Source organism: Stappia sp. (assembly GCF_048261845.1).
In the GTDB taxonomy this organism is placed as follows: Bacteria; Pseudomonadota; Alphaproteobacteria; order Rhizobiales; family Stappiaceae; genus Stappia.
In genome coordinates, this window is the sequence record NZ_JBLXFR010000004.1 from 12,706 (window position 1) to 30,574 (window position 17,869).

Here is a 17,869-nt window from a genome sequence, read left to right on the forward strand (position 1 = left end):
CAACCGATGAAACTCGCAGTGCCCCGCGAGAGCGAGGCAGGAGAAACACGCGTCGCCGCGACGCCCGACACCGTGAAGCGTTTCATCGCTCTCGGCTTCGAGGTCACGGTCGAGAAGGGCGCTGGAACCCTGTCGCGCATCGTCGATGCCGAATACGAGGCCGCCGGTGCGAAGATCGCCGCCAGCGCCAAGACGACCCTGTCCGGCGCCGACATGGTGCTCAAGGTGCGCCGCCCGTCGACGGCCGAGCTCGCCCTGATCGGCAAGGGCGCGATCGTCATCGCGACGATGGATCCGCACGGCCACGAGGACGCGGTCAAGGCCATGGGCGAGGCCGGCATCTCCGCCTTCGCCATGGAGTTCATGCCGCGCATCACCCGTGCCCAGGTGATGGACGTTTTGTCCTCGCAGGCCAATCTCGCCGGCTACCAGGCCGTCATTGACGGCGCCGCCGAATATGACCGCGCCATGCCGATGATGATGACCGCCGCCGGCACCGTTCCCGCCGCCCGCGTCTTCGTCATGGGCGCCGGTGTCGCCGGTCTCCAGGCGATCGCCACCGCCCGCCGTCTCGGCGCCGTGGTCAGCGCCACGGACGTGCGCCCCGCGGCCAAGGAACAGGTCGAATCGCTCGGCGCGAAGTTCATCGCCGTCGAGGACGACGAGTTCAAGCAGGCCGAGACCGCCGGCGGCTACGCCAAGGAAATGTCGGACGCGTACAAGAAGAAGCAGGCCGAGCTGGTCGCCTCCCACATCGCCAAGCAGGACATCGTCATCACCACCGCGCTGATCCCCGGACGCCCCGCGCCGAAGCTGATCAGCAAGGAGATGGTGGCCGCGATGAAGCCGGGCGCTGTCATCGTCGACCTCGCGGTCGAGCGCGGCGGCAATGTCGAGGGCGCCGAGCCGGGCAAGATCGCCCAGGTCGGCGACGTGCGCATCGTCGGCCATCTCAACGTGCCCGGGCGGATCGCCGCCTCGGCCTCGGCGCTCTACGCGAAGAACCTCTTCGCCTTCGCCGAGACCCTGGTCGACAAGGACGCCAAGGCCATCGCCGTCAACTGGGAGGACGAACTGGTCAAGGCGACCGTTCTGACCCGTGACGGCCAGGTGGTGCATCCGGCCTTCGCGCCGGCAACCGGATAAGGGGGACGCGATGTCGGAACTCAACGCAACCGAAACGCTCGAACGCGCACGCGCGGCGGCCGAGGCAGCCCGTGACGCGGCCGACACGGCCCAGGCGGCGGCGGACGCCGCCCAGGGCTATGCCGACCAGCTCGCCGGCGGCATGGGCGACAGCCTTGCCCACGCAGCCTCCGCCGCAACCGGCGGGGCGATCGACCCGTTCGTCTTCCAGTTCGCCATCTTCGTGCTGGCGATCTTCGTCGGCTACTACGTGGTCTGGTCGGTGACGCCGGCCCTGCACACGCCGCTGATGTCGGTCACCAACGCGATCTCGAGCGTCATCGTGGTCGGCGCGCTTCTCGCCGTCGGCGCGGATCTCGCGGCGGAGGGCGCGGGCTACGCGCGCGGCTTCGGCTTCCTCGCGCTGATCATGGCGAGCGTCAATATCTTTGGCGGCTTCCTCGTCACCCAGCGCATGCTCGCCATGTACAAGAAAAAGCAGAAATAGGAGGCCGGACACATGCTTTCCGCCAATGTCACGGCCGTCCTCTACATGGTTTCGGCCGTTCTCTTCATCCTGGCGCTGCGCGGGCTTTCCAGCCCGGAGACGTCGCGCCAGGGCAATTTCTACGGCATGACCGGCATGGGCATCGCCATCGTCACGACGCTGCTGGTCGCCGCCCCCGGCGGCAGCGGCCTGCTGATGATCGTCGGCGGCCTAGCGATCGGCGGCGGCATCGGCGCCGTCACCGCCAAGCGGGTGCCGATGACCGCCATGCCGCAGCTCGTCGCCGCCTTCCACTCGCTGGTCGGCATGGCGGCGGTGATGGTTGCCGCCGGCGCGCTTTATGCGCCGCAGGCCTTCGGTCTCGGCGAGGTCGGACAGATCCACGGCGCCAGCCTGGTGGAAATGTCGCTCGGCGTCGCCATCGGTGCGATCACCTTCACCGGCTCGGTCATCGCCTTCGCCAAGCTCGACGGGCGCATGTCCGGCGCGCCGATCATGCTGCCCATGCGGCACGTCATCAATGGCGGCCTCGCCGCCCTGATCGTGCTGCTGATCGCCGTCTTCGTCGCGACGGAGAGCCACACGGTCTTCTGGCTGATCGTCATCCTGTCGCTCGTCTTCGGCGGCCTGATCATCATCCCGATCGGCGGCGCCGACATGCCCGTCGTCGTGTCGATGCTCAACTCCTATTCGGGCTGGGCCGCGGCCGGCATCGGCTTCACGCTCGGCAACATGGCGCTGATCGTCGTCGGCGCGCTGGTCGGCTCTTCGGGCGCGATCCTGTCCTACATCATGTGCAAGGGCATGAACCGCTCCTTCATCTCCGTCATTCTCGGCGGCTTCGGCGGCGAGACCGCGGCGGCCGGCGGCGGCGGCGGGGAAGAGCGTCCGGTCAAGCAGGGCTCGGCCGAGGATGCCGCCTTCATCATGAAGAACGCCAGCAAGGTCATCATCGTGCCGGGCTACGGCATGGCGGTGGCGCAGGCGCAGCACGCGCTGCGCGAGCTTGCCGACGTGCTCAAGGAGGAAGGCGTCGAGGTCAAATACGCGATCCATCCGGTCGCCGGCCGCATGCCGGGCCACATGAACGTGCTTCTGGCCGAGGCGCAGGTGCCCTATGACGAGGTGTTCGAGCTGGAGGACATCAACTCGGAGTTCGCCCAGGCCGACGTCGTCTACGTCATCGGCGCCAACGATGTCACCAACCCGGCCGCCCGCGACGATCCCCAGTCGCCGATCTACGGCATGCCGATCCTCGACGTCGACAAGGCCGGCACCGTCCTCTTCGTCAAGCGCGGCATGGGTTCGGGCTATGCCGGCATCCAGAACGAGCTGTTCTTCCTCGACAAGACGATGATGCTGTTCGGCGATGCCAAGAAGATGACCGAGGGCATCGTCAAGGCGATCTGACCCCGGCGCCAGCCAATGGTTGAAAACAAAAAAGCGGCGCGCCCCTGGCGCGCCGCTTTTCGTTTGCCCGCAGATCGGGGAACGACGCTCAGGCGTCGTTGGCAGGCCCGGCCATGCCCAGCGCATGCATGTAGAGGTCGAGGATCGCGTCCTCCTCCTCGCGCTCGTGCGGCTGCTTCTTGCGAAGCGAGATCACCTTGCGCAGGATCTTCACGTCGAAGCCGGTGCCCTTGGCCTCCGCATAGACATCCTTGATGTCGTCGGAAATGACCTTCTTCTCTTCCTCGAGCCGCTCGATGCGCTCGACGAAAGCGCGCAGCTGATCGCCGGCGACGCCGCCTGGATCGGACATTATCGTGTTCTCCTCAACTGGGGTCAGGACGGGGTGGTGGGACATCGCGAGACGCGCAAGGCGCATCGCGGATCTGGTCGGTGTTTTCCTTGCGCGGAAATGCGCCGGCTTGCAAGCGCTGTGAACGAAAAAAGAACATCATTCACAGGCGCCGGCTGCTTTCGGGCTCACTCGTGCGGCTTTGCCTTCTCGAAGGCAACGGCCTGCGCGGGGCTCGCCTCGCTCTGGTGGGCGGCTTTCCACTGGGCATAGGGCATGCCGTAGACGATCTCGCGCGCCGCCTCCTTGTCGAGCTCGAGGCCGCGCTCGTCGGCCGCGTCCTTGTACCAGTTCGACAGGCAGTTGCGGCAGAAACCGGCCAGGTTCATCATGTCGATGTTCTGCACGTCCGTGCGGTTGCGCAGATGCGAGACCAGCCGGCGAAACGCCGCCGCCTCCAGTTCCGTCCGGGTTGCCTCGTCCAGTTCGGCCATTGCGATCTCTCCGATTGTCGTACCGGCCTCCTGCCGGGTTTCATGTCAGTTTCGCGCCAGCGCCGGCTCGCTCCGCTCAGTCGCAGCGCGATCCGTAATGGCGGATCTCGTTCAGCGCCTCGCCGCTTGCCAGGATGCGCGCCAGCACCGGCACCAGCCGTTCCGCCCAGGCAGCCACGCCAGCCGGGTCCGCGATCAGGTCCTGCCGCACCTCGAGCAGCGCATGGGCAAGGCCGCGCACCGTACCATGGCGGTACATGCAGTCATTCTTCAAGGCCCCGTCATAGGGCTCGTTGTCACCCACGACCAGACCCGGATCCTCCTTCAGGCCCTCCAGCAGGGGCACTGCGAAACGCGGATCGCGATCCCACAGCACGCCCGCATGCCAGGGCCGCGGCACCCCGCGCCACACCGCCGTGTAGCTGTGGATCGACAGTATGGCGGGCGGATGGCCGTCGGCGATCGCCGCATCGATCTCGGCCGTGATCGCGTCGTGATAGGGCCGGTGATAGGTCGCAAGGCGGTGCGCCCGCTCGGCCGCGTCATGGGCTGCATTGCCCGGCACCACGGCACCGTCGGACAACCGCATCACGAGTGTCGGATCGTCCTCGCCCCGGTTCGGGTCGATCAACAGCCGCGAATAGGTGGTCATCAGGGCCGGCGCGTCGAAAGCCTGCGCCAGCTTCAAGGTCAGGTCCCGCACGCCGATATCATAGGCGATGTGACGGCGAAACTCGCTGTCGGGAAGGCCGAGCGAGCCATAGCGGGCCGGCAAGGCATTGCTGGCATGGTCGCACAACAGCAGCAGGCCCTTCGACCGGTCGCCGGCAATATGCTCGAACGGCGTCACGTCCGGCGAGGGAGACGCGGCTGGCGGAGATGCAGGCGAACTGGTCTCGGTCATGGAAACACCGGCAGATGGGACATTTCGGAAGCGCACAGGCGGCATCGCGGCGCGGCCCGTCTGTGCACCACATCCGCGAGCGCCTTTCAACCGCATATTGATCGTCTGCGGAGATATCATCTATCAGGGATTTGCAAGAGACACGGGGCCGGCCTGACCGTAGTCTGCCTGGCTGCCAGGCTCTCCGGACACGGGCAGCCGGCCTTCGCATGCTCCGAGAGATCCCGCCCGCATGACCACCGCCACGCCTCCCCTTGCCACCACGCCGGACCGGCGCGTTGTTGCCGCCCTGGTCGCGCTGGTCGCCGGCGCGATCGCCATGGGGGTCTCGCCCGTCTTCGTTCGCCATGCGGATGTCGGCCCCTTCGCAAGTGCCTTCTGGCGCGCCGCGCTGGCGCTGCCGGTGCTTGCCGTGTGGGCCCGGCTGGAACGGCGTACCGACGTCCCGCTGCCCCGCTGGAACCGGGCGACAATCGCCGCCGGCGTGCTCTTTGCCGGCGATCTCTTCTTCTGGCATCTGGCGATCATGAACACCACGGCCGCCAACGCCACGCTGCTTGCCACACTTGCCCCGTTCTGGGTGATGCTCGCCTCCGGCGCGCTGCTCAAGGAGCCGGTCACCCGCCCCATGGCGCTCGGCCTTGCCGTGTGCCTGTGCGGAGCGGCCATGCTGGTCGGCAGCAGTTTCGCGCTCGCTCCCGAACGCCTCGACGGCGATTTCTTCGGCCTTGTCACATCGCTCTTCTTCGGCGGCTATTTCATTGCCATGCGCTTCGCCCGCCGAGGCGTCGCCGGCATGACCCCGGGCCTGCTCGTCTACCGCAGCACGCTGGTGACCGCCGCCGTCCTGTTCGTTGCGGCGCTGGCGCTGGAGGAGGTCTTGCTCCCCTCCTCCGTGAAAGGCATCGCCATGCTGGTGGCGCTCGGCATCTTCAGCCATGCCGCCGGCCAGGGCCTGCTTGCCTACGCGCTTGGCACGCTGTCGGCCGGGTTCTCGGCCCTCGTGATCTTTCTCGAGGCGGTGGCGGCTGCCACGATGGGCTACGTTTTCCTCGGCGAAAGCGTCAGCATTGCGCAAGGAGCCGGCGGCGCGGTGATCCTCGCCGGAATCTACATTGCCCGCCCCCGCTCCAATGCCGGGGTCGCGGTGAGCAGACCGGCGCACCGAAGCCGGCGACATCTGACAAGAAAGGATCCTCGATGACCGACGCAGCTGCCCTGAGGGGCATCTTGGCAGACCTGTTCACGGCGGCAGTCGACGCGGCTCGCGCGGAAACCTGCCTGCCGCCGCGCCTGCCCGCCCCCCTCGACGGTGGCCGCATCCTGCTGCTTGCCGCCGGCAAGGCAGCCGGCGCGATGATCCAGGTCGCCGAGCGCGTCTACATGGAGCGCCACGGCCTCGGTCCGGACCGGCTGCGCGGCCTTTGCGTCACCCGGCACGGCTACGCCCGCCCGACCCGGATCATCGAGACCGTGGAGGCCGGCCATCCGGTCCCGGATCAGGCCGGCATCGATGCCACCCGGCGCACGCTCGACCTCGTCGCCGGCGCCGCTGCGCAGGATCATGTCGTCGTGCTCCTGTCCGGCGGCGGCTCGGCCAACTGGATCGCCCCGGTCGAGGGCGTGTCGCTCGCCGACAAGCAGGCGGTGACCCGCGCCCTGCTGCGCTCCGGCGCCACCATCGATCAGATCAACACGGTGCGCCGCCACCTGTCGCGGATCAAGGGCGGCCGGCTCGCGGCGGCCCGGCCCGCCGGTGTCGCCATGACAACGCTCGCCGTCTCCGACGTGCCGCATGACGATGCGGTTGCCATCGCCTCCGGCCCGACCCTGCCGGACCCCACGACCCTTGCCGATGCGCGCGCGCTCGTTGCCCGCTATGCGCCCGGTGCCCCGGCCGCGATCCACGCGGCCCTCGCCGATCCGGCCAACGAAACGCCGAAGCCTGGCGACGTGCTGTTCGAGGGAACGAGGTTCGAGATCGTCGCCCGGCCGGCCCTGTCGCTGGAGGCCGCCGCCGCGATCGCCCGGGCGCGCGGCTTCGAGCCGGTGATGCTTGGCGACAGTCTCGAGGGCGAGGCGCGCGACGTCGCCGCCGCCCATGCCCGCCTTGCCCGCGACATGGCGGCCGAGGGGCGCCGCGCCGTGCTTCTGTCCGGCGGCGAGCTGACCGTCACGATCAAGGGCGACGGACGCGGCGGCCCCAACCAGGAATATGCCCTTGCCCTCGCCATCGCACTTGACGGTGCACCGGGAATCGCTGCAATCGCTGGCGACACGGACGGCACCGATGGCGGGTCCGGCTCCGCCGACGATCCCGCTGGCGCCTTCGTCGACCCGGGGACACTGGATCGCGCCCGGGCGGCGGGTCATGATGCCGCCGCATTTCTGGCGAGAAACGATAGTACGGGCTTTTTCGACCACCTCGGCGATCTGCTGAGACCGGGGCCCACCTATACCAACGTCAATGACTTCAGAGCCGTCATCATTGACAAGCCGGAAGGCTGTCGGCCATAAGATGACGCGCAGGGTCGTGGCACGAGTAATCGAATGATGAAAAAAGCCGAAAGGCAACGGCGCACCACGGCGACACGCATGGTCCGATGGGGTTTGACACCAGGCGGCGTCGCGGCGCTTGCAACACTCATGTTCGGACTGTTCACGGCAAGCCCGGCTCAGGCTGAACTGCGCCTGTGCAACAAGACGGAAAGCCAGGTCGGCGTCGCCATCGGATATCGTGAGGATTCGTCCTGGGTAACCGAAGGCTGGTGGAACCTCCCGGCCAATTCGTGTGAAACGCTCGTCGCCGGTTCGCTGGTGTCACGCTTCTATTACATCTATGCGGTGGATTACGATCAGTTCGGGGAATGGGGCGGTCGCGCCTTCATGTGCACCCGCGAGAAGGAATTCACCATTTCGGGCATCGAGGACTGCGTCGCGCGGGGCTTCGAACGCACCGGATTTTTCGAGATCGACACGGGCGAACAGAGCAGCTGGACCGTCCAGTTGACGGAGCCCGTTCAAGGGGGGACAGGCGGACAATGAAGCGTGACAGGCGGGTCAAGATTCTGGCCACACTCGGGCCATCCTCATCGGATCCGCAAACGATCGAAAAGCTTTACACCGCCGGCGCCGACGTCTTCCGCATCAACATGAGCCACACCGACCATCCGCGCCTCCACGCGCTGGTGGAAACGATTCGCGGTGTCGAGGCGAAGGTCGGCCGGCCGATCGGCATTCTCGCAGACCTGCAGGGCCCCAAGCTGCGCGTCGGCACTTTCGCCGATGATTCGGTCATGCTCGAGAACGGCGCCAGCTTCACCCTCGACAGCGACACCGCGCCGGGCAGCACCGCGCGCGTGCACCTGCCGCATCGCGAGATCCTCGAGGCATTGCAGCCCGATCATCGGCTGCTGCTCGACGACGGCAAGATCCGCCTGCGGGTCACCAGTTGCACGAAGACCAGCGCCGAGACCGTGGTCGAGGTCGGCGGCAAGCTGTCGAACCGCAAGGGCGTCAGCGTTCCCGACACCGAGATCCCGGTCGGCGCCCTGACGCCGAAGGACCGCAAGGACCTCGATGCGGCGCTCGAGGCCAATGTCGACTGGATCGCGCTGTCCTTCATCCAGCGTCCCGACGACCTTGCCGAAGTCCGCAAGATCACGCGCGGCAGGGCCGGCATTCTGGCCAAGATCGAGAAGCCCCAGGCGATCGAGCGCCTCGCCGAGATCATCGACCTGTCCGATGCCCTGATGGTCGCGCGCGGCGATCTCGGCGTCGAAATGCCGCTCGAGCAGGTCCCCGGCCTGCAGAAGCAGATCGTGCGTGCCTGCCGCCGCGCCGGAAAGCCTGTCGTCGTCGCCACCCAGATGCTGGAATCGATGATCACCGCGCCGGTTCCGACCCGCGCCGAGGTCTCCGACGTCGCCACCGCCGTCTTCGAGGGCGCCGATGCGGTCATGCTGTCGGCCGAATCGGCCGCCGGCCAGTTCCCGGTCGAGGCCGTCGCGACCATGGACCGGATCGCCCGCCAGGTGGAGCGCGATCCCAATTACCGCGGCATCATCCATGCCCAGCGTCAGGATCCGGAGCCGACCGGTGCCGATGCGATCGCCGCCGCCGCGCGCCAGATCGCCGAGACGCTGAACCTCGCCGCCGTGGTCTGCTACACGACCTCCGGCGCAACGGGCCTGCGCGCCGCGCGCGAGCGTCCCTCCGTGCCGGTGATCGTGATCTCGCCGGTGCTTGCGACCGCCCGCCGCCTGTCGCTCGCCTGGGGCCTGCATTGCGTCGTCTCCGACGATGCCCGCGACGAGAACGACATGGTCGACCGTGCCTGCCAGATTTCCTTCCAGGAGGGGCTGGCGCGCCCCGGGCAGCGCATCATCACCACCGCCGGCGTTCCCTTCGGCACGCCCGGCTCGACCAACATGCTGCGCATCGCCTTTGTCGGCAGCGACGGTCGCGGCGGTCTCTGACCGGCAGTTCGCCCGACAGGGCCCCGGACCGGATCTTTGCAAAAGGCGGGCCTCAGGGTCTGCCTTTTTCCGTTTCGCCCGTTGTCGCACCGCTCGCCGCGCCCACCTGCGCCGCCAGCACCTCGATCTCGGAAACGACCCGCGCCCTGCGCGTGTGATGGGGCATGTGGCCGGCGCCACGCAGCTCGACCATCCGCGCCCGGGGAAGGTCACGCACCAGCCCGGCCGAATGAATGTCCGGATAGACCACCGTATCCTCGTCGCCGGTGATCACCACCGCCGGCTGGCCGATCCGCGGATAATCGGCCACGGCCGCCGCGACCTCGCCCTTCAGCAGCGCCACATCGCGCGCATTGGCATGAAATGTCGCCGGCCGCAGCAGCAGGTCGAGCCCGATCGCGTCCGCATAGGCGTCCGGCGCGGCCTCCGGGGCGAAGACGGTGCCGATCGCCTGCGGCGCCACCTGCCCCGCGACCACCGGCGCCACCGTGTAGGAGAACAGCGGGCCGAAAACGGGAGCGGCGGCCACGTCGTAGTACCAGTCGACGCCGCCCGGCCAGGGATGGGTGGCCGGCGCGATGAACACCAGCCCCTCGACGATATCGGGCCTCAGCAGCGCCAGTTGCGCCACGACCGACCCGCCCCAGGAATGGCCCACGGCAATCGCCCGCCTCACCCCGAGCGCATCGAGCAATCCGCCGATCAGCCGCGCCTGCACCGCCGGGCGATGCGCGTCGGCCGGGCCGCGGTCGGAATGACCGTGCCCGGGCCGGTCGATGAAGACCAGCCTGAAGCGGTCCGCAAGCGCCTCCTCGAAGGCAAGCCGGGTGTCGCGCAGGTTGCCGCTCGCCCCGTGCACGAAGACCAGTGTCGGCGCATCGCCGCCGCCTCCCGGCGGCAGCGTCTCCACATGGTGCAGGCGCACGCCGTCGACGGTGGTGAAGGTGCCGTTCGGGGGATAGCGCGCCTCCGCCGCCTCGCCGTTGCGCAGGGCGATCAGCGCCAGCGCCGCGAGGATCAGCAGCGGGATGAGAAGCGTCGCGATTGTCAGTGTGGTCATGCGGTTCGGAATACCGGCCCCCGGAGGCTCGTCGCGCGCAGCCCTTCGAAAGCCGGCCGCAGGTCGGGCGCGGCCATGATCACGGAGCTGTCGGGTTTCAGGCGATCTGTCCGCCCCCGCCGGCGACCGGCCTGAGGCGACGTCAGATCGGCGACCCGGCCGCCTTCGCCGCCAGATCGTCAACCGCTTTACGCGCGTTCTCGCTGATCGGATGTATCGTCAGCACCTGACGGAAGGTCGCAAGCGCCTCGTCGTCGCGGCCGATGCGGCGCAGGATGATGCCCAGCCCCGACATCGCCCCCCAGTGCCTCGGTTCGATCGCAAGGACGCGCTCGATATCGACCATGGCCCGGCCGAAATCCTCGCGCAGGTAGTTGACTGTCGCCCGGCGGTTCCAGCCTTCCGCGTAGTCGGGAGCAAGCCGCACCACCACATCGAGAAGGTCGAGCGCCAGCGGCAGGTTCTTCGCCCTCATCGCCATGGCGGCGCGCGACATCAGCAGGTCGACGGTGGCGCTGCCCGATGTCGACCAGATGCGCTGGATGCGGGAGACGATCGGCTTTGCCTCGGCCTCGCTGGCGACCCCGGCAAGGTCGGCAAACAGGGCGTCGAGCTCGCCGGTTCCGTCCTTGTCACCGGTGATCGCCGGTGCCGGACCGGACGGCGCCTCGAGCTCCGTCGTCGGCGTGTCGAGATCGTCCACCGACGGCGGCAGCGCCTCCGGCGGCAAAACGTCGGGCGCACCTTGCGCGCTTGCGGGAGCGAGGACCGCCGGAACGGTCACCGCACCGGCGGCGACAAGGACAGTCAGGGCGGCAGACAACAGAAAACGCATCCGGTAAGTATGGCTCACCGGATGCGATCGTCAATGGGATCGGCAAATGAGAAAGCGTCCACCCGGCACCGGCGCGGCAAGCGCGCCGTCAGCCGGCCTTCGTCAGCCCTGACGGGCCTTGAAGCGCGGAGCCTTCTTGTTGATGATGTAGACGCGGCCCTTGCGGCGAACCATGCGGTTGTCGCGGTGACGGCCCATCAGCGCCTTCAGAGAGTTCTTGATCTTCATTGTCTCTTCTCCGTCAACGGTGCCACGTTGGCGGCGGCATCCTGCATGTTGCGCTGGCGCGAGGCGCCTGCCGTTTCAACCTCGGAACACGGCTCTTGCCGCGTCCGTGTCGCCTGGCGGGTCTCTGTTTCGTGTCCCGGCGCGCCGGCCTCAGGCCGCGCTCCCGGCTTGCGAAACATCGCCACCGGTCCGGTGGCGGCCTCGCCGGGCTTTTCCGTCTGCCCGGAACGCCCGGAACAAACGGCAAGAATGGTGGGCGTGACAGGGATTGAACCTGTGACCCCTACGATGTCAACGTAGTGCTCTCCCGCTGAGCTACACGCCCGAACCTTGAAAAACCGGCGGTGATCCGCCGCGAAGTCCGGTACCAACACCATCTGTCTGGCATGGTGGCAAGCGATATAGCGGGCTTCGAAAGACGGTGCAAGCCCTCATCTGAAACTTCTTTGTCCGATCCCGGAAGAACCGCACAAGCGGTGGAAAACATCCCCCCGGTGCGGGCGGAAAGCCTTCAGGAACCGGCCCCGCCGCCTGTCAGGCGGCCAGCATGCGCTCCACTTCCAGGACCAGGTCCTTCAGGTGGAACGGCTTGGACAGCACCTTGGCGTCCTTGGGAGCCTGCGAATCCGGGTTCAGGGCGACGGCGGCAAACCCCGTGATAAACATGACCTTGAGGTCCGGGTCGAGCTGCGTGGCGCGGCGCGCCAGTTCGATCCCGTCCATTTCCGGCATCACGATATCGGTCAGGAGCAACGAGAACGGCTCCTCGCGCAGGCGCTCATAGGCACTCTTGCCGTTGTCGAAGGAGACGACATCGTAACCGGCCTTCTGCAGCGCCTTGGCAAGGAACCGGCGCATGTCATTGTCGTCTTCCGCAAGTAGGATTCGTGTCATTTCGTCTTGCCCATCCCGCTCGTGGCGGCGTCCCGTGTGCTGTGCCCGGTCCCGCCTGCCCGGCGATGCTTGCCATATCCCGTTTTGGCACATTTCCTTCGACGGTTATAAGGCCGAAAGGCGGTAAACATCCAGTGAAAGCGACGGTCGTCCCGTCGGCGCCCCGCGTTACCCACCGGGCATGTGGACATTAACCGCGATTCGGGGACTAATAGGGAATTCGCGCAAGCTGCGACAGTCGGGATATTCGGAGAAGGCGGATCATGCAGGTCGTCAGCGGGTTCGAGGACACGGAAGCCTTCGAGGTCCTGCATCCCGCCGAACAGCACGTTCCCTTCGTGTTCAATTCCCCGCATTCGGGCCGGCACTATCCGGAACCGTTCCTGAACGCCTCGCGGCTCGACCGCATCGCCATCCGCCGGTCCGAGGACGCTTTCGTCGACGAACTCTTTTCCGGCGTCACCGGGCTTGGCGCGCCGCTCCTGCGGGCCTGCTTCCCGCGCGCCTATCTCGACGTCAATCGCGAGCCCTACGAACTCGACCCGAAGATGTACGAGGAGCGGCTGCCGGCCTATGCCAACAGCCGGTCGATCCGGGTCGCCGGAGGCCTCGGCACCATTGCCCGCGTCGTCGGCGAGGCCCAGGAGATCTATCGCGGACGCATGTCGGTGCGCGAAGCGCTCAACCGCATCGAGACGATCTACAAGCCCTATCACCTGACCTTGCGCCGGCTGCTTGCCAGAACCCATGTGAATTTCGGTTATGCGGTTCTGGTCGATTGCCACTCCATGCCCTCGACGATCCGCAGCAGCGACAACGGGCCGCGCCCCGATTTCATCCTGGGCGACCGCTACGGCACCAGCTGCGCGCACACCCTGGTCGACCTGGCAACCGAGATCCTGCGTGACATGGGCTACACCGTGGCGCGCAACAAGCCCTATGCCGGCGGCTTCATCACCGAGCATTACGGCCGCCCCGCCAAGGGCCTGCATGCGCTGCAGATCGAGATCAACCGCAGCCTCTACATGGACGAGGCGCGCACCGACCGGAACTCGGATTTCGACGCGTTCGCGGCCGACCTTGCCCGCTTCAACGAAGCGCTCGTCGCCCTGCCCGACAGCGGCCTGATCCCGGACGCGCTCGCCGCGGAATAGCCGGCCGGCAAGCACCACGCCCGCCCTGCCCGCAAGCCCGGCCTCCCAGGCGCCCCAGGCACAGAAGAGACGCATCGCCGCGTTTCGAAACGCGCGCCGTGTCGGAACCCGGAAACAGGGGAGCGGACCCCCAAGAAAAAAGGGCCGCACTCTTGCGAGGCGGCCCGAGTCTAGGGAGGAAACGCCCAAGGAGGGCGGCGCGATCTGGCAAGCCATATCGCACTGCAACAATTTCTGCTCGCGGCGCACAAAAGTCAATATCGAAATTCATTTTTTGCAGAAAATTCGAGTACTGAAATTTAAAAAACTCATATAAATCAAATACATGATCTTTATTAAAGCTCGTTGATAAATTTGATCGCGCCGGGATTTCCGCTCGACTTCGCCGCCTGCCGCTGCTTAAAAGAGGTTCAATCAGGCAATTGCCGCTTTTCGCGCCACATCCGCACTCTTGCCAAGCCCGCCACATCCCGAATCGACCCTGTCCGCAAAAGCGCCCGGTCCGGGGGCGGCAGGATTTGAAGGAACCGCTCCCGATGCTGAAGACCGAAGACCTTGCCGCATTCGCCGACCGGCTTTGCACTGCCTCGGCGGAGGCGATCCTGCCGCATTTCCGCACCGACCTTTCGGTCGGCAACAAGGAGCAGGGCGGTTTCGACCCCGTCACCATCGCCGACCGGGCCGGCGAGACGGCGATCCGCGAGCTGATCGAGGCGACCTATCCCGATCACGGCATCCTTGGCGAGGAGCATGGCAATGTCCGCCTGGACGCCGAGCATGTCTGGGTTCTCGATCCCATCGACGGCACCCGGGCCTTCATCTGCGGCCTGCCCACCTGGGGCACCCTGATCGGGCTCAACCGGCACGGCAAGCCGGTCTTCGGCGTCATGGACCAGCCCTATGTGGCCGAGCGCTTCTACGGCGACGGCCGCTCGGCATGGCGCTCGCGGCACGGTGCCCGCCATGCGCTGAAGACGCGCGACTGCGCGGACCTTTCGGATGCGATCATCTGCACCACCCATCCCGGCCTCTTCCAGGGCACTGAGCGCGATGTCTATCTGGAGATCGAACGCACGGTGCGCACGGCCCGTTACGGCACCGACTGCTACGGCTATTGCATGGTGGCAAGCGGCCAGGTCGACCTTGTCATCGAGACCGGGTTGCAGCCCTATGACATTGTCGCCCTGGCGCCGATCATCGAGGGCGCCGGCGGCGCCGTCACCAACTGGAGCGGCGACTCGCCGGCAAATGGCGGACAGATCATCGCCACCGGCGACCGGCGCCTGCACGACAAGGTGCTGGCAATGCTTGCCGGGGCCGCCGTCTGACGCGCGCGGGAGCACGATCGGCAATCTCGTCACGCGGCGGCCGGGGCGTCCCCTGGCGACGGTCATGAGCGTCCGGGCGGCAAGACCGGATGCAACGGTCCTGGCGGTACACGATGAAACGGGACACGCGGATCGAACTGGGCCTTGACGAATTGCGCGCGGTCGCGGCCTACGCGGTCGCCTGCACCCGCCTGGTTCTTCCGGTCTTCGAAGCCCGCAATCCGGCCGACATGCGTCCGGGCGCGGCGGTTGAGGCGGCGCTGGCATTCGCGAATGGCGCCAGGCGGAGCAGGCTGCTGCGCGAGTGCGCCTGGGCGGCGCTGCGGTCAGCCAGGGAGGTCACCGATACGGGCGGTATCGCCGCCGGCGAGGTGGCCCGTGCCGCCGCAGCCGCGGCCGGCGCGGCTTACCTGCACCCGCTCGCCGCTTCGACCCAGGTCAAACACATTCTCGGATCGGCCGCCCATGCCGCGCGCGCGATCGAACTTTCCGGTGAAGGAGAGGCCGACGGCGATTTGGCGACGCTCCGGGACCTGGCGACACCCCTTGTGGCAAGCGTGTTGCGTCGCTATCCCGCCGCCCCGCCCGGAGGTGGCCGCGTTGGAGAATTGATGCGTGAGCTGGATCGCGCCGTGCGCGGGCCGGTGCCGACGGAAGATCCGTCGCCCTAGGGTCAGGACCCTAGGCTGACGGCACCGCCGGTTCGAAATGTGCCGGCCGGCCCGCAACCGGTGTTTCGCCGACGAACGCATCGAAGGCTGCCAGGAACTGGTCGCGATAGAGATCGTCCTCCATCAGCAACTCGTGGCGGGCGCCGGCGATTTCCAGGAAGCGCGCGGAGCGTGTCTGGCGGGCGAAGCGCTCGGCCGCGCGCGTCGACACGATCCCGTCCCCTGCCGGGGCGACGATCAGCACCGGCAAGGACAGGGCCGGGCCGAAATCGGGCGCCATGAAGCGGTTCATCGACCGGCAGGCGGATGCCAGCCAGTCGACGGTGGGCGCCCCGATTTCCAGATGCGGATGGGCCGAAAGGACGGCCTCGTTGCGATGAAAGCGCGCCGCATCGGAGGTCAGCGGGTTGCTCTCGAACGTCATCGCCAGCTTCTCCTTGCCGCCGGGCACGAATGCCTGGCCGAAGCCGAAAGCCGAAAGCAGGCTTGCCAGCGGGCAGATGACCCGTTGCGGCAGCTTGCCCCCGACCTTTCCGAGCCCGATCAGCGGCGCGGAAAGGACCGCCCGCTCCACCCGGGTCCTGAGGCGCCGCGCGGCAAGCAGCGCGATGGCGCCGCCGGTCGAATGGGCAAGCAGGTAATGCGGCCCGGGCATGCAGGCGAGCGAGATCTCGCCCATCACGTGGTCGAGGTCGGTGACGTAGTCCGAGAAATCGTCGACATGGCCGCGGCGGGGATTGGACAGCAGCCGCTGGGACCCGCCCTGCCCCCGCCAGTCGAAGGTGACGACGGCAAAGCCCCGCGCCCTGAGGTCGCTGATCGTCTCGAAATATTTCTCGATGAATTCGGCGCGGCCCTGCAGCAGCGTCACCGTGCCCTTCAGGCGACCTCCGTCCGGCATCCAGCGGGCGGTGCGCAGGCGGATGCCGTCGCGCGTGGTCACGCCCGCGCAGATGCCGCCGGCCGGGACCGGATTTTCCGGATGATCGAAAAGGTCCATGTCCAAGGCGCTTTCGTCCTCCGGACGTCCGCGCGTCCACCCTGATCGTTGCAACAGGCCCGTTACGCCGGGTCCGGCCTTCGGGACAGACCGGGCCGGCCGAAACCGGAAGCTCCCGTTTCTCTTACAGGAGCGGGACCGCCGGCTCAACTCCGGCGACCCGTTCCTGCTGACGGAAAGGCGGCGTTTGCAGGCTGCCTTACCAGCGACCCCAGCCGCCATGGCCCCAGCCGCCGCGATCCCAGCCGCCACGACCGCCCCAGCCGACAACCGTGCGACCGACCACCCGGCCCGAATAGGCATCCACCACAAGGCGTTGCGGCACGCCGCGGCGACCATGGGCACGCACCACATAGACATCGCCGCGTGCCCGCAGGCTGCCGATCCGCTTGTAGCCCTTGCGGTGCAGGCGGCGGACGATCTGGCGCGGGCCGAGGCGGTCCGACCGGTAGCCCGGGCCGCGGCGGTGGCCGACGAGCTGGATTTCCACGGACGCGGAAGCCGGCGTCGCGGTCGGCGTCTTGCCGGCACGGGCATCCAGTGCCTGGGCACCGGAAACGGAAATCAGGAAGCCGAGAGCGGCGGCGGTGAAAAACGAGGTCTTCATCGGTCTGTCTCCTGGTTGGGCGCATCGGCGCCGTATCGACATCCCGACAATGCGGCAGCTCCCGTGAACCGAACCGGAAGGCACCGTTCACCCGCCATTCATCTGCGGGCCGGCCTCCCGGCCCCTCTCCGGGACACGCCGAGAATGACCGCACCCCGCCATTTTGCCGCCATCCACGCCCCTCTTGACGGCGACTTCCCGCATCCCCATCTCAGGTCTGCGGGCGCCGCTGACGGGCCCGCGACACGGGTCGTCTCCCTGGCCATGACGGCAGGATCCGGACGGTCGAACCCATCACCTGTTGCTCAATGAGAGGACAATACGATGCGTCATCTTGATTTCAGCCCGCTCTACCGTTCCACCGTCGGTTTCGACCGGCTGCTCTCCATGCTCGACACCTCCTCTTCCCAGGACACGCCGAGCTATCCGCCCTACAACATCGAGCGCACCGGCGAGAACGCCTATCGCATCTCCATGGCGGTCGCCGGCTTCGGCGAGAGCGACCTGACCATCGAGGCGAAGGAGCATGTGCTCACCGTCAAGGGCGAGCGCAACCAGGAAGCCGAGGCCGGCGAGGTGCTCTATCGCGGCATCGCGGCCCGCGCCTTCGAGCGCCGCTTCCAGCTCGCCGACCATGTCGAGGTCAAGGGCGCCAGCCTGAAGAACGGCCTTCTGCATATCGATCTCGTGCGCGAGATCCCCGAGGCGATGAAGCCGCGCAAGATCGAGATCGGCGTCGGCTCGGACGAACACCGCCAGATCGAGGCGACGGTCAACTGACCGCCTGCCCCTGGCGGATCGCACCGCCCTGACATGACGAAGCCGGCCGGGATGTCCCGGCC

20 protein-coding genes and 1 tRNA gene are annotated in these 17,869 nt (G+C 67.4%); 11 read left to right on the top strand and 10 right to left on the bottom strand.

Annotated elements, in window-relative coordinates; all coding sequences use genetic code 11:
• Window positions 1-6 precede the first annotated feature (6 nt).
• Genes ACN0T5_RS03165 through ACN0T5_RS03175 form a run of 3 tightly spaced genes read left to right on the top strand, consistent with a single transcriptional unit; the run spans window position 7 to window position 3,043 of the window.
• On the top strand, window positions 7-1,146 hold the full coding sequence (locus ACN0T5_RS03165) for a Re/Si-specific NAD(P)(+) transhydrogenase subunit alpha (protein WP_417767166.1): 1,140 nt from the start codon (window positions 7-9) through the stop codon (window positions 1,144-1,146).
• 10 nt (window positions 1,147-1,156) lie between these two features.
• Window positions 1,157-1,633: a proton-translocating transhydrogenase family protein gene (locus tag ACN0T5_RS03170; RefSeq protein ID WP_417767167.1), complete on the top strand. Its 477-nt coding sequence runs from the start codon at window positions 1,157-1,159 to the stop codon at window positions 1,631-1,633.
• 12 nt (window positions 1,634-1,645) lie between these two features.
• Window positions 1,646-3,043 carry an NAD(P)(+) transhydrogenase (Re/Si-specific) subunit beta gene (locus ACN0T5_RS03175; RefSeq protein ID WP_417767168.1) on the top strand — a complete coding sequence of 466 codons (1,398 nt, stop codon included), beginning with the start codon at window positions 1,646-1,648 and terminating at the stop codon, window positions 3,041-3,043.
• 88 nt (window positions 3,044-3,131) lie between these two features.
• Here the strand turns inward: ACN0T5_RS03175 and ACN0T5_RS03180 are convergent, their stop codons facing one another.
• The 3 genes from ACN0T5_RS03180 to ACN0T5_RS03190 all read right to left on the bottom strand — a co-directional run bounded on the left by ACN0T5_RS03180 (window position 3,132) and on the right by ACN0T5_RS03190 (window position 4,772).
• Window positions 3,132-3,395, bottom strand: a complete 264-nt coding sequence (locus tag ACN0T5_RS03180; protein WP_306027931.1) for a DUF2312 domain-containing protein — start codon at window positions 3,393-3,395, stop codon at window positions 3,132-3,134.
• Between the two features lie 167 nt (window positions 3,396-3,562).
• On the bottom strand, window positions 3,563-3,868 hold the full coding sequence (locus tag ACN0T5_RS03185) for a DUF1244 domain-containing protein (protein WP_417767169.1): 306 nt from the start codon (window positions 3,866-3,868) through the stop codon (window positions 3,563-3,565).
• Window positions 3,869-3,944: 76 nt separating this feature from the next.
• Window positions 3,945-4,772 (bottom strand): N-formylglutamate amidohydrolase, encoded by an 828-nt coding sequence (locus ACN0T5_RS03190; RefSeq protein WP_417767170.1) that lies wholly within the window; start codon window positions 4,770-4,772, stop codon window positions 3,945-3,947.
• Between the two features lie 232 nt (window positions 4,773-5,004).
• Here ACN0T5_RS03190 and ACN0T5_RS03195 point away from each other — a divergent pair, with 232 nt between their 5' ends.
• The 4 genes from ACN0T5_RS03195 to pyk all read left to right on the top strand — a co-directional run bounded on the left by ACN0T5_RS03195 (window position 5,005) and on the right by pyk (window position 9,250).
• The gene (locus ACN0T5_RS03195; protein ID WP_417767171.1) at window positions 5,005-5,976 is read left to right on the top strand and encodes a DMT family transporter; all 972 of its coding nucleotides are present in this window, start codon (window positions 5,005-5,007) and stop codon (window positions 5,974-5,976) included.
• Window positions 5,973-7,289 carry a glycerate kinase type-2 family protein gene (locus tag ACN0T5_RS03200; RefSeq protein WP_417767172.1) on the top strand — a complete coding sequence of 439 codons (1,317 nt, stop codon included), beginning with the start codon at window positions 5,973-5,975 and terminating at the stop codon, window positions 7,287-7,289. Before ACN0T5_RS03195 ends, ACN0T5_RS03200 begins: the two co-directional genes overlap by 4 nt.
• Window positions 7,290-7,418: 129 nt before the next feature.
• The gene (locus ACN0T5_RS03205) at window positions 7,419-7,817 is read left to right on the top strand and encodes a DUF1036 domain-containing protein (RefSeq protein ID WP_417767271.1); all 399 of its coding nucleotides are present in this window, start codon (window positions 7,419-7,421) and stop codon (window positions 7,815-7,817) included.
• On the top strand, window positions 7,814-9,250 hold the full coding sequence (gene pyk / locus ACN0T5_RS03210) for a pyruvate kinase (protein WP_417767173.1): 1,437 nt from the start codon (window positions 7,814-7,816) through the stop codon (window positions 9,248-9,250). The genes ACN0T5_RS03205 and pyk overlap by 4 nt, the downstream gene beginning before the upstream one ends.
• Before the next feature lie 52 nt (window positions 9,251-9,302).
• Here pyk and ACN0T5_RS03215 read toward each other — a convergent pair whose 3' ends face one another.
• From ACN0T5_RS03215 to cpdR, 5 genes are all read right to left on the bottom strand, one after another.
• Window positions 9,303-10,310, bottom strand: coding sequence for an alpha/beta fold hydrolase (locus ACN0T5_RS03215; RefSeq protein WP_417767174.1), 1,008 nt, complete (start codon window positions 10,308-10,310; stop codon window positions 9,303-9,305).
• A gap of 142 nt (window positions 10,311-10,452) precedes the next feature.
• Window positions 10,453-11,133 carry a tetratricopeptide repeat protein gene (locus ACN0T5_RS03220; RefSeq protein WP_417767175.1) on the bottom strand — a complete coding sequence of 227 codons (681 nt, stop codon included), beginning with the start codon at window positions 11,131-11,133 and terminating at the stop codon, window positions 10,453-10,455.
• Window positions 11,134-11,247: 114 nt separating this feature from the next.
• On the bottom strand, window positions 11,248-11,373 hold the full coding sequence (gene ykgO / locus ACN0T5_RS03225) for a type B 50S ribosomal protein L36 (RefSeq protein WP_029059454.1): 126 nt from the start codon (window positions 11,371-11,373) through the stop codon (window positions 11,248-11,250).
• Between the two features lie 250 nt (window positions 11,374-11,623).
• Window positions 11,624-11,698, bottom strand: a tRNA-Val gene (locus tag ACN0T5_RS03230).
• 209 nt (window positions 11,699-11,907) lie between these two features.
• Complete coding sequence (gene cpdR, locus ACN0T5_RS03235) at window positions 11,908-12,267, bottom strand: cell cycle two-component system response regulator CpdR (protein WP_067218617.1); 360 nt, start codon at window positions 12,265-12,267, stop codon at window positions 11,908-11,910.
• A gap of 263 nt (window positions 12,268-12,530) precedes the next feature.
• Between cpdR and ACN0T5_RS03240 the strand changes: the two genes are divergently transcribed.
• From ACN0T5_RS03240 to ACN0T5_RS03250, 3 genes are all read left to right on the top strand, one after another.
• The gene (locus ACN0T5_RS03240) at window positions 12,531-13,421 is read left to right on the top strand and encodes an N-formylglutamate amidohydrolase (protein ID WP_417767176.1); all 891 of its coding nucleotides are present in this window, start codon (window positions 12,531-12,533) and stop codon (window positions 13,419-13,421) included.
• A gap of 536 nt (window positions 13,422-13,957) precedes the next feature.
• Entirely contained in the window at window positions 13,958-14,749 is a 792-nt protein-coding gene (gene hisN, locus ACN0T5_RS03245; RefSeq protein WP_417767177.1) for a histidinol-phosphatase, read from the top strand.
• Between the two features lie 113 nt (window positions 14,750-14,862).
• Window positions 14,863-15,420 (top strand): putative immunity protein, encoded by a 558-nt coding sequence (locus ACN0T5_RS03250; protein ID WP_417767178.1) that lies wholly within the window; start codon window positions 14,863-14,865, stop codon window positions 15,418-15,420.
• Between the two features lie 10 nt (window positions 15,421-15,430).
• On the opposite strand, the gene ACN0T5_RS03255 is transcribed toward ACN0T5_RS03250, so the two are convergent.
• Together ACN0T5_RS03255 and ACN0T5_RS03260 are read right to left on the bottom strand one after the other, a co-directional pair.
• Window positions 15,431-16,420, bottom strand: coding sequence for an alpha/beta hydrolase (locus ACN0T5_RS03255; protein WP_417767179.1), 990 nt, complete (start codon window positions 16,418-16,420; stop codon window positions 15,431-15,433).
• A gap of 199 nt (window positions 16,421-16,619) precedes the next feature.
• On the bottom strand, window positions 16,620-17,027 hold the full coding sequence (locus ACN0T5_RS03260) for a hypothetical protein (RefSeq protein WP_417767180.1): 408 nt from the start codon (window positions 17,025-17,027) through the stop codon (window positions 16,620-16,622).
• Between the two features lie 324 nt (window positions 17,028-17,351).
• Here ACN0T5_RS03260 and ACN0T5_RS03265 point away from each other — a divergent pair, with 324 nt between their 5' ends.
• On the top strand, window positions 17,352-17,807 hold the full coding sequence (locus ACN0T5_RS03265) for an Hsp20 family protein (RefSeq protein ID WP_417767181.1): 456 nt from the start codon (window positions 17,352-17,354) through the stop codon (window positions 17,805-17,807).
• Window positions 17,808-17,869 lie beyond the last annotated feature (62 nt).

Bases quoted from the DNA above. Each gene is read 5' to 3' on its own strand.
- ACN0T5_RS03185 (WP_417767169.1), bottom strand. From the start codon at position 3,868: ATGGCCGAACTGGACGAGGCAACCCGGACGGAACTGGAGGCGGCGGCG.
- ACN0T5_RS03200 (WP_417767172.1), top strand. From the start codon at position 5,973: ATGACCGACGCAGCTGCCCTGAGGGGCATCTTGGCAGACCTGTTCACG.
- ACN0T5_RS03190 (WP_417767170.1), bottom strand. From the start codon at position 4,772: ATGACCGAGACCAGTTCGCCTGCATCTCCGCCAGCCGCGTCTCCCTCG.
- hisN (WP_417767177.1), top strand. From the start codon at position 13,958: ATGCTGAAGACCGAAGACCTTGCCGCATTCGCCGACCGGCTTTGCACT.
- pyk (WP_417767173.1), top strand. From the start codon at position 7,814: ATGAAGCGTGACAGGCGGGTCAAGATTCTGGCCACACTCGGGCCATCC.
- ACN0T5_RS03240 (WP_417767176.1), top strand. From the start codon at position 12,531: ATGCAGGTCGTCAGCGGGTTCGAGGACACGGAAGCCTTCGAGGTCCTG.
- ACN0T5_RS03165 (WP_417767166.1), top strand. From the start codon at position 7: ATGAAACTCGCAGTGCCCCGCGAGAGCGAGGCAGGAGAAACACGCGTC.
- ACN0T5_RS03170 (WP_417767167.1), top strand. From the start codon at position 1,157: ATGTCGGAACTCAACGCAACCGAAACGCTCGAACGCGCACGCGCGGCG.
- ACN0T5_RS03215 (WP_417767174.1), bottom strand. From the start codon at position 10,310: ATGACCACACTGACAATCGCGACGCTTCTCATCCCGCTGCTGATCCTC.
- ACN0T5_RS03180 (WP_306027931.1), bottom strand. From the start codon at position 3,395: ATGTCCGATCCAGGCGGCGTCGCCGGCGATCAGCTGCGCGCTTTCGTC.
- ACN0T5_RS03175 (WP_417767168.1), top strand. From the start codon at position 1,646: ATGCTTTCCGCCAATGTCACGGCCGTCCTCTACATGGTTTCGGCCGTT.
- ACN0T5_RS03250 (WP_417767178.1), top strand. From the start codon at position 14,863: ATGAAACGGGACACGCGGATCGAACTGGGCCTTGACGAATTGCGCGCG.
- ACN0T5_RS03255 (WP_417767179.1), bottom strand. From the start codon at position 16,420: ATGGACCTTTTCGATCATCCGGAAAATCCGGTCCCGGCCGGCGGCATC.
- ACN0T5_RS03260 (WP_417767180.1), bottom strand. From the start codon at position 17,027: ATGAAGACCTCGTTTTTCACCGCCGCCGCTCTCGGCTTCCTGATTTCC.
- ACN0T5_RS03205 (WP_417767271.1), top strand. From the start codon at position 7,419: ATGTTCGGACTGTTCACGGCAAGCCCGGCTCAGGCTGAACTGCGCCTG.
- ACN0T5_RS03265 (WP_417767181.1), top strand. From the start codon at position 17,352: ATGCGTCATCTTGATTTCAGCCCGCTCTACCGTTCCACCGTCGGTTTC.
- ACN0T5_RS03195 (WP_417767171.1), top strand. From the start codon at position 5,005: ATGACCACCGCCACGCCTCCCCTTGCCACCACGCCGGACCGGCGCGTT.
- cpdR (WP_067218617.1), bottom strand. From the start codon at position 12,267: ATGACACGAATCCTACTTGCGGAAGACGACAATGACATGCGCCGGTTC.
- ykgO (WP_029059454.1), bottom strand. From the start codon at position 11,373: ATGAAGATCAAGAACTCTCTGAAGGCGCTGATGGGCCGTCACCGCGAC.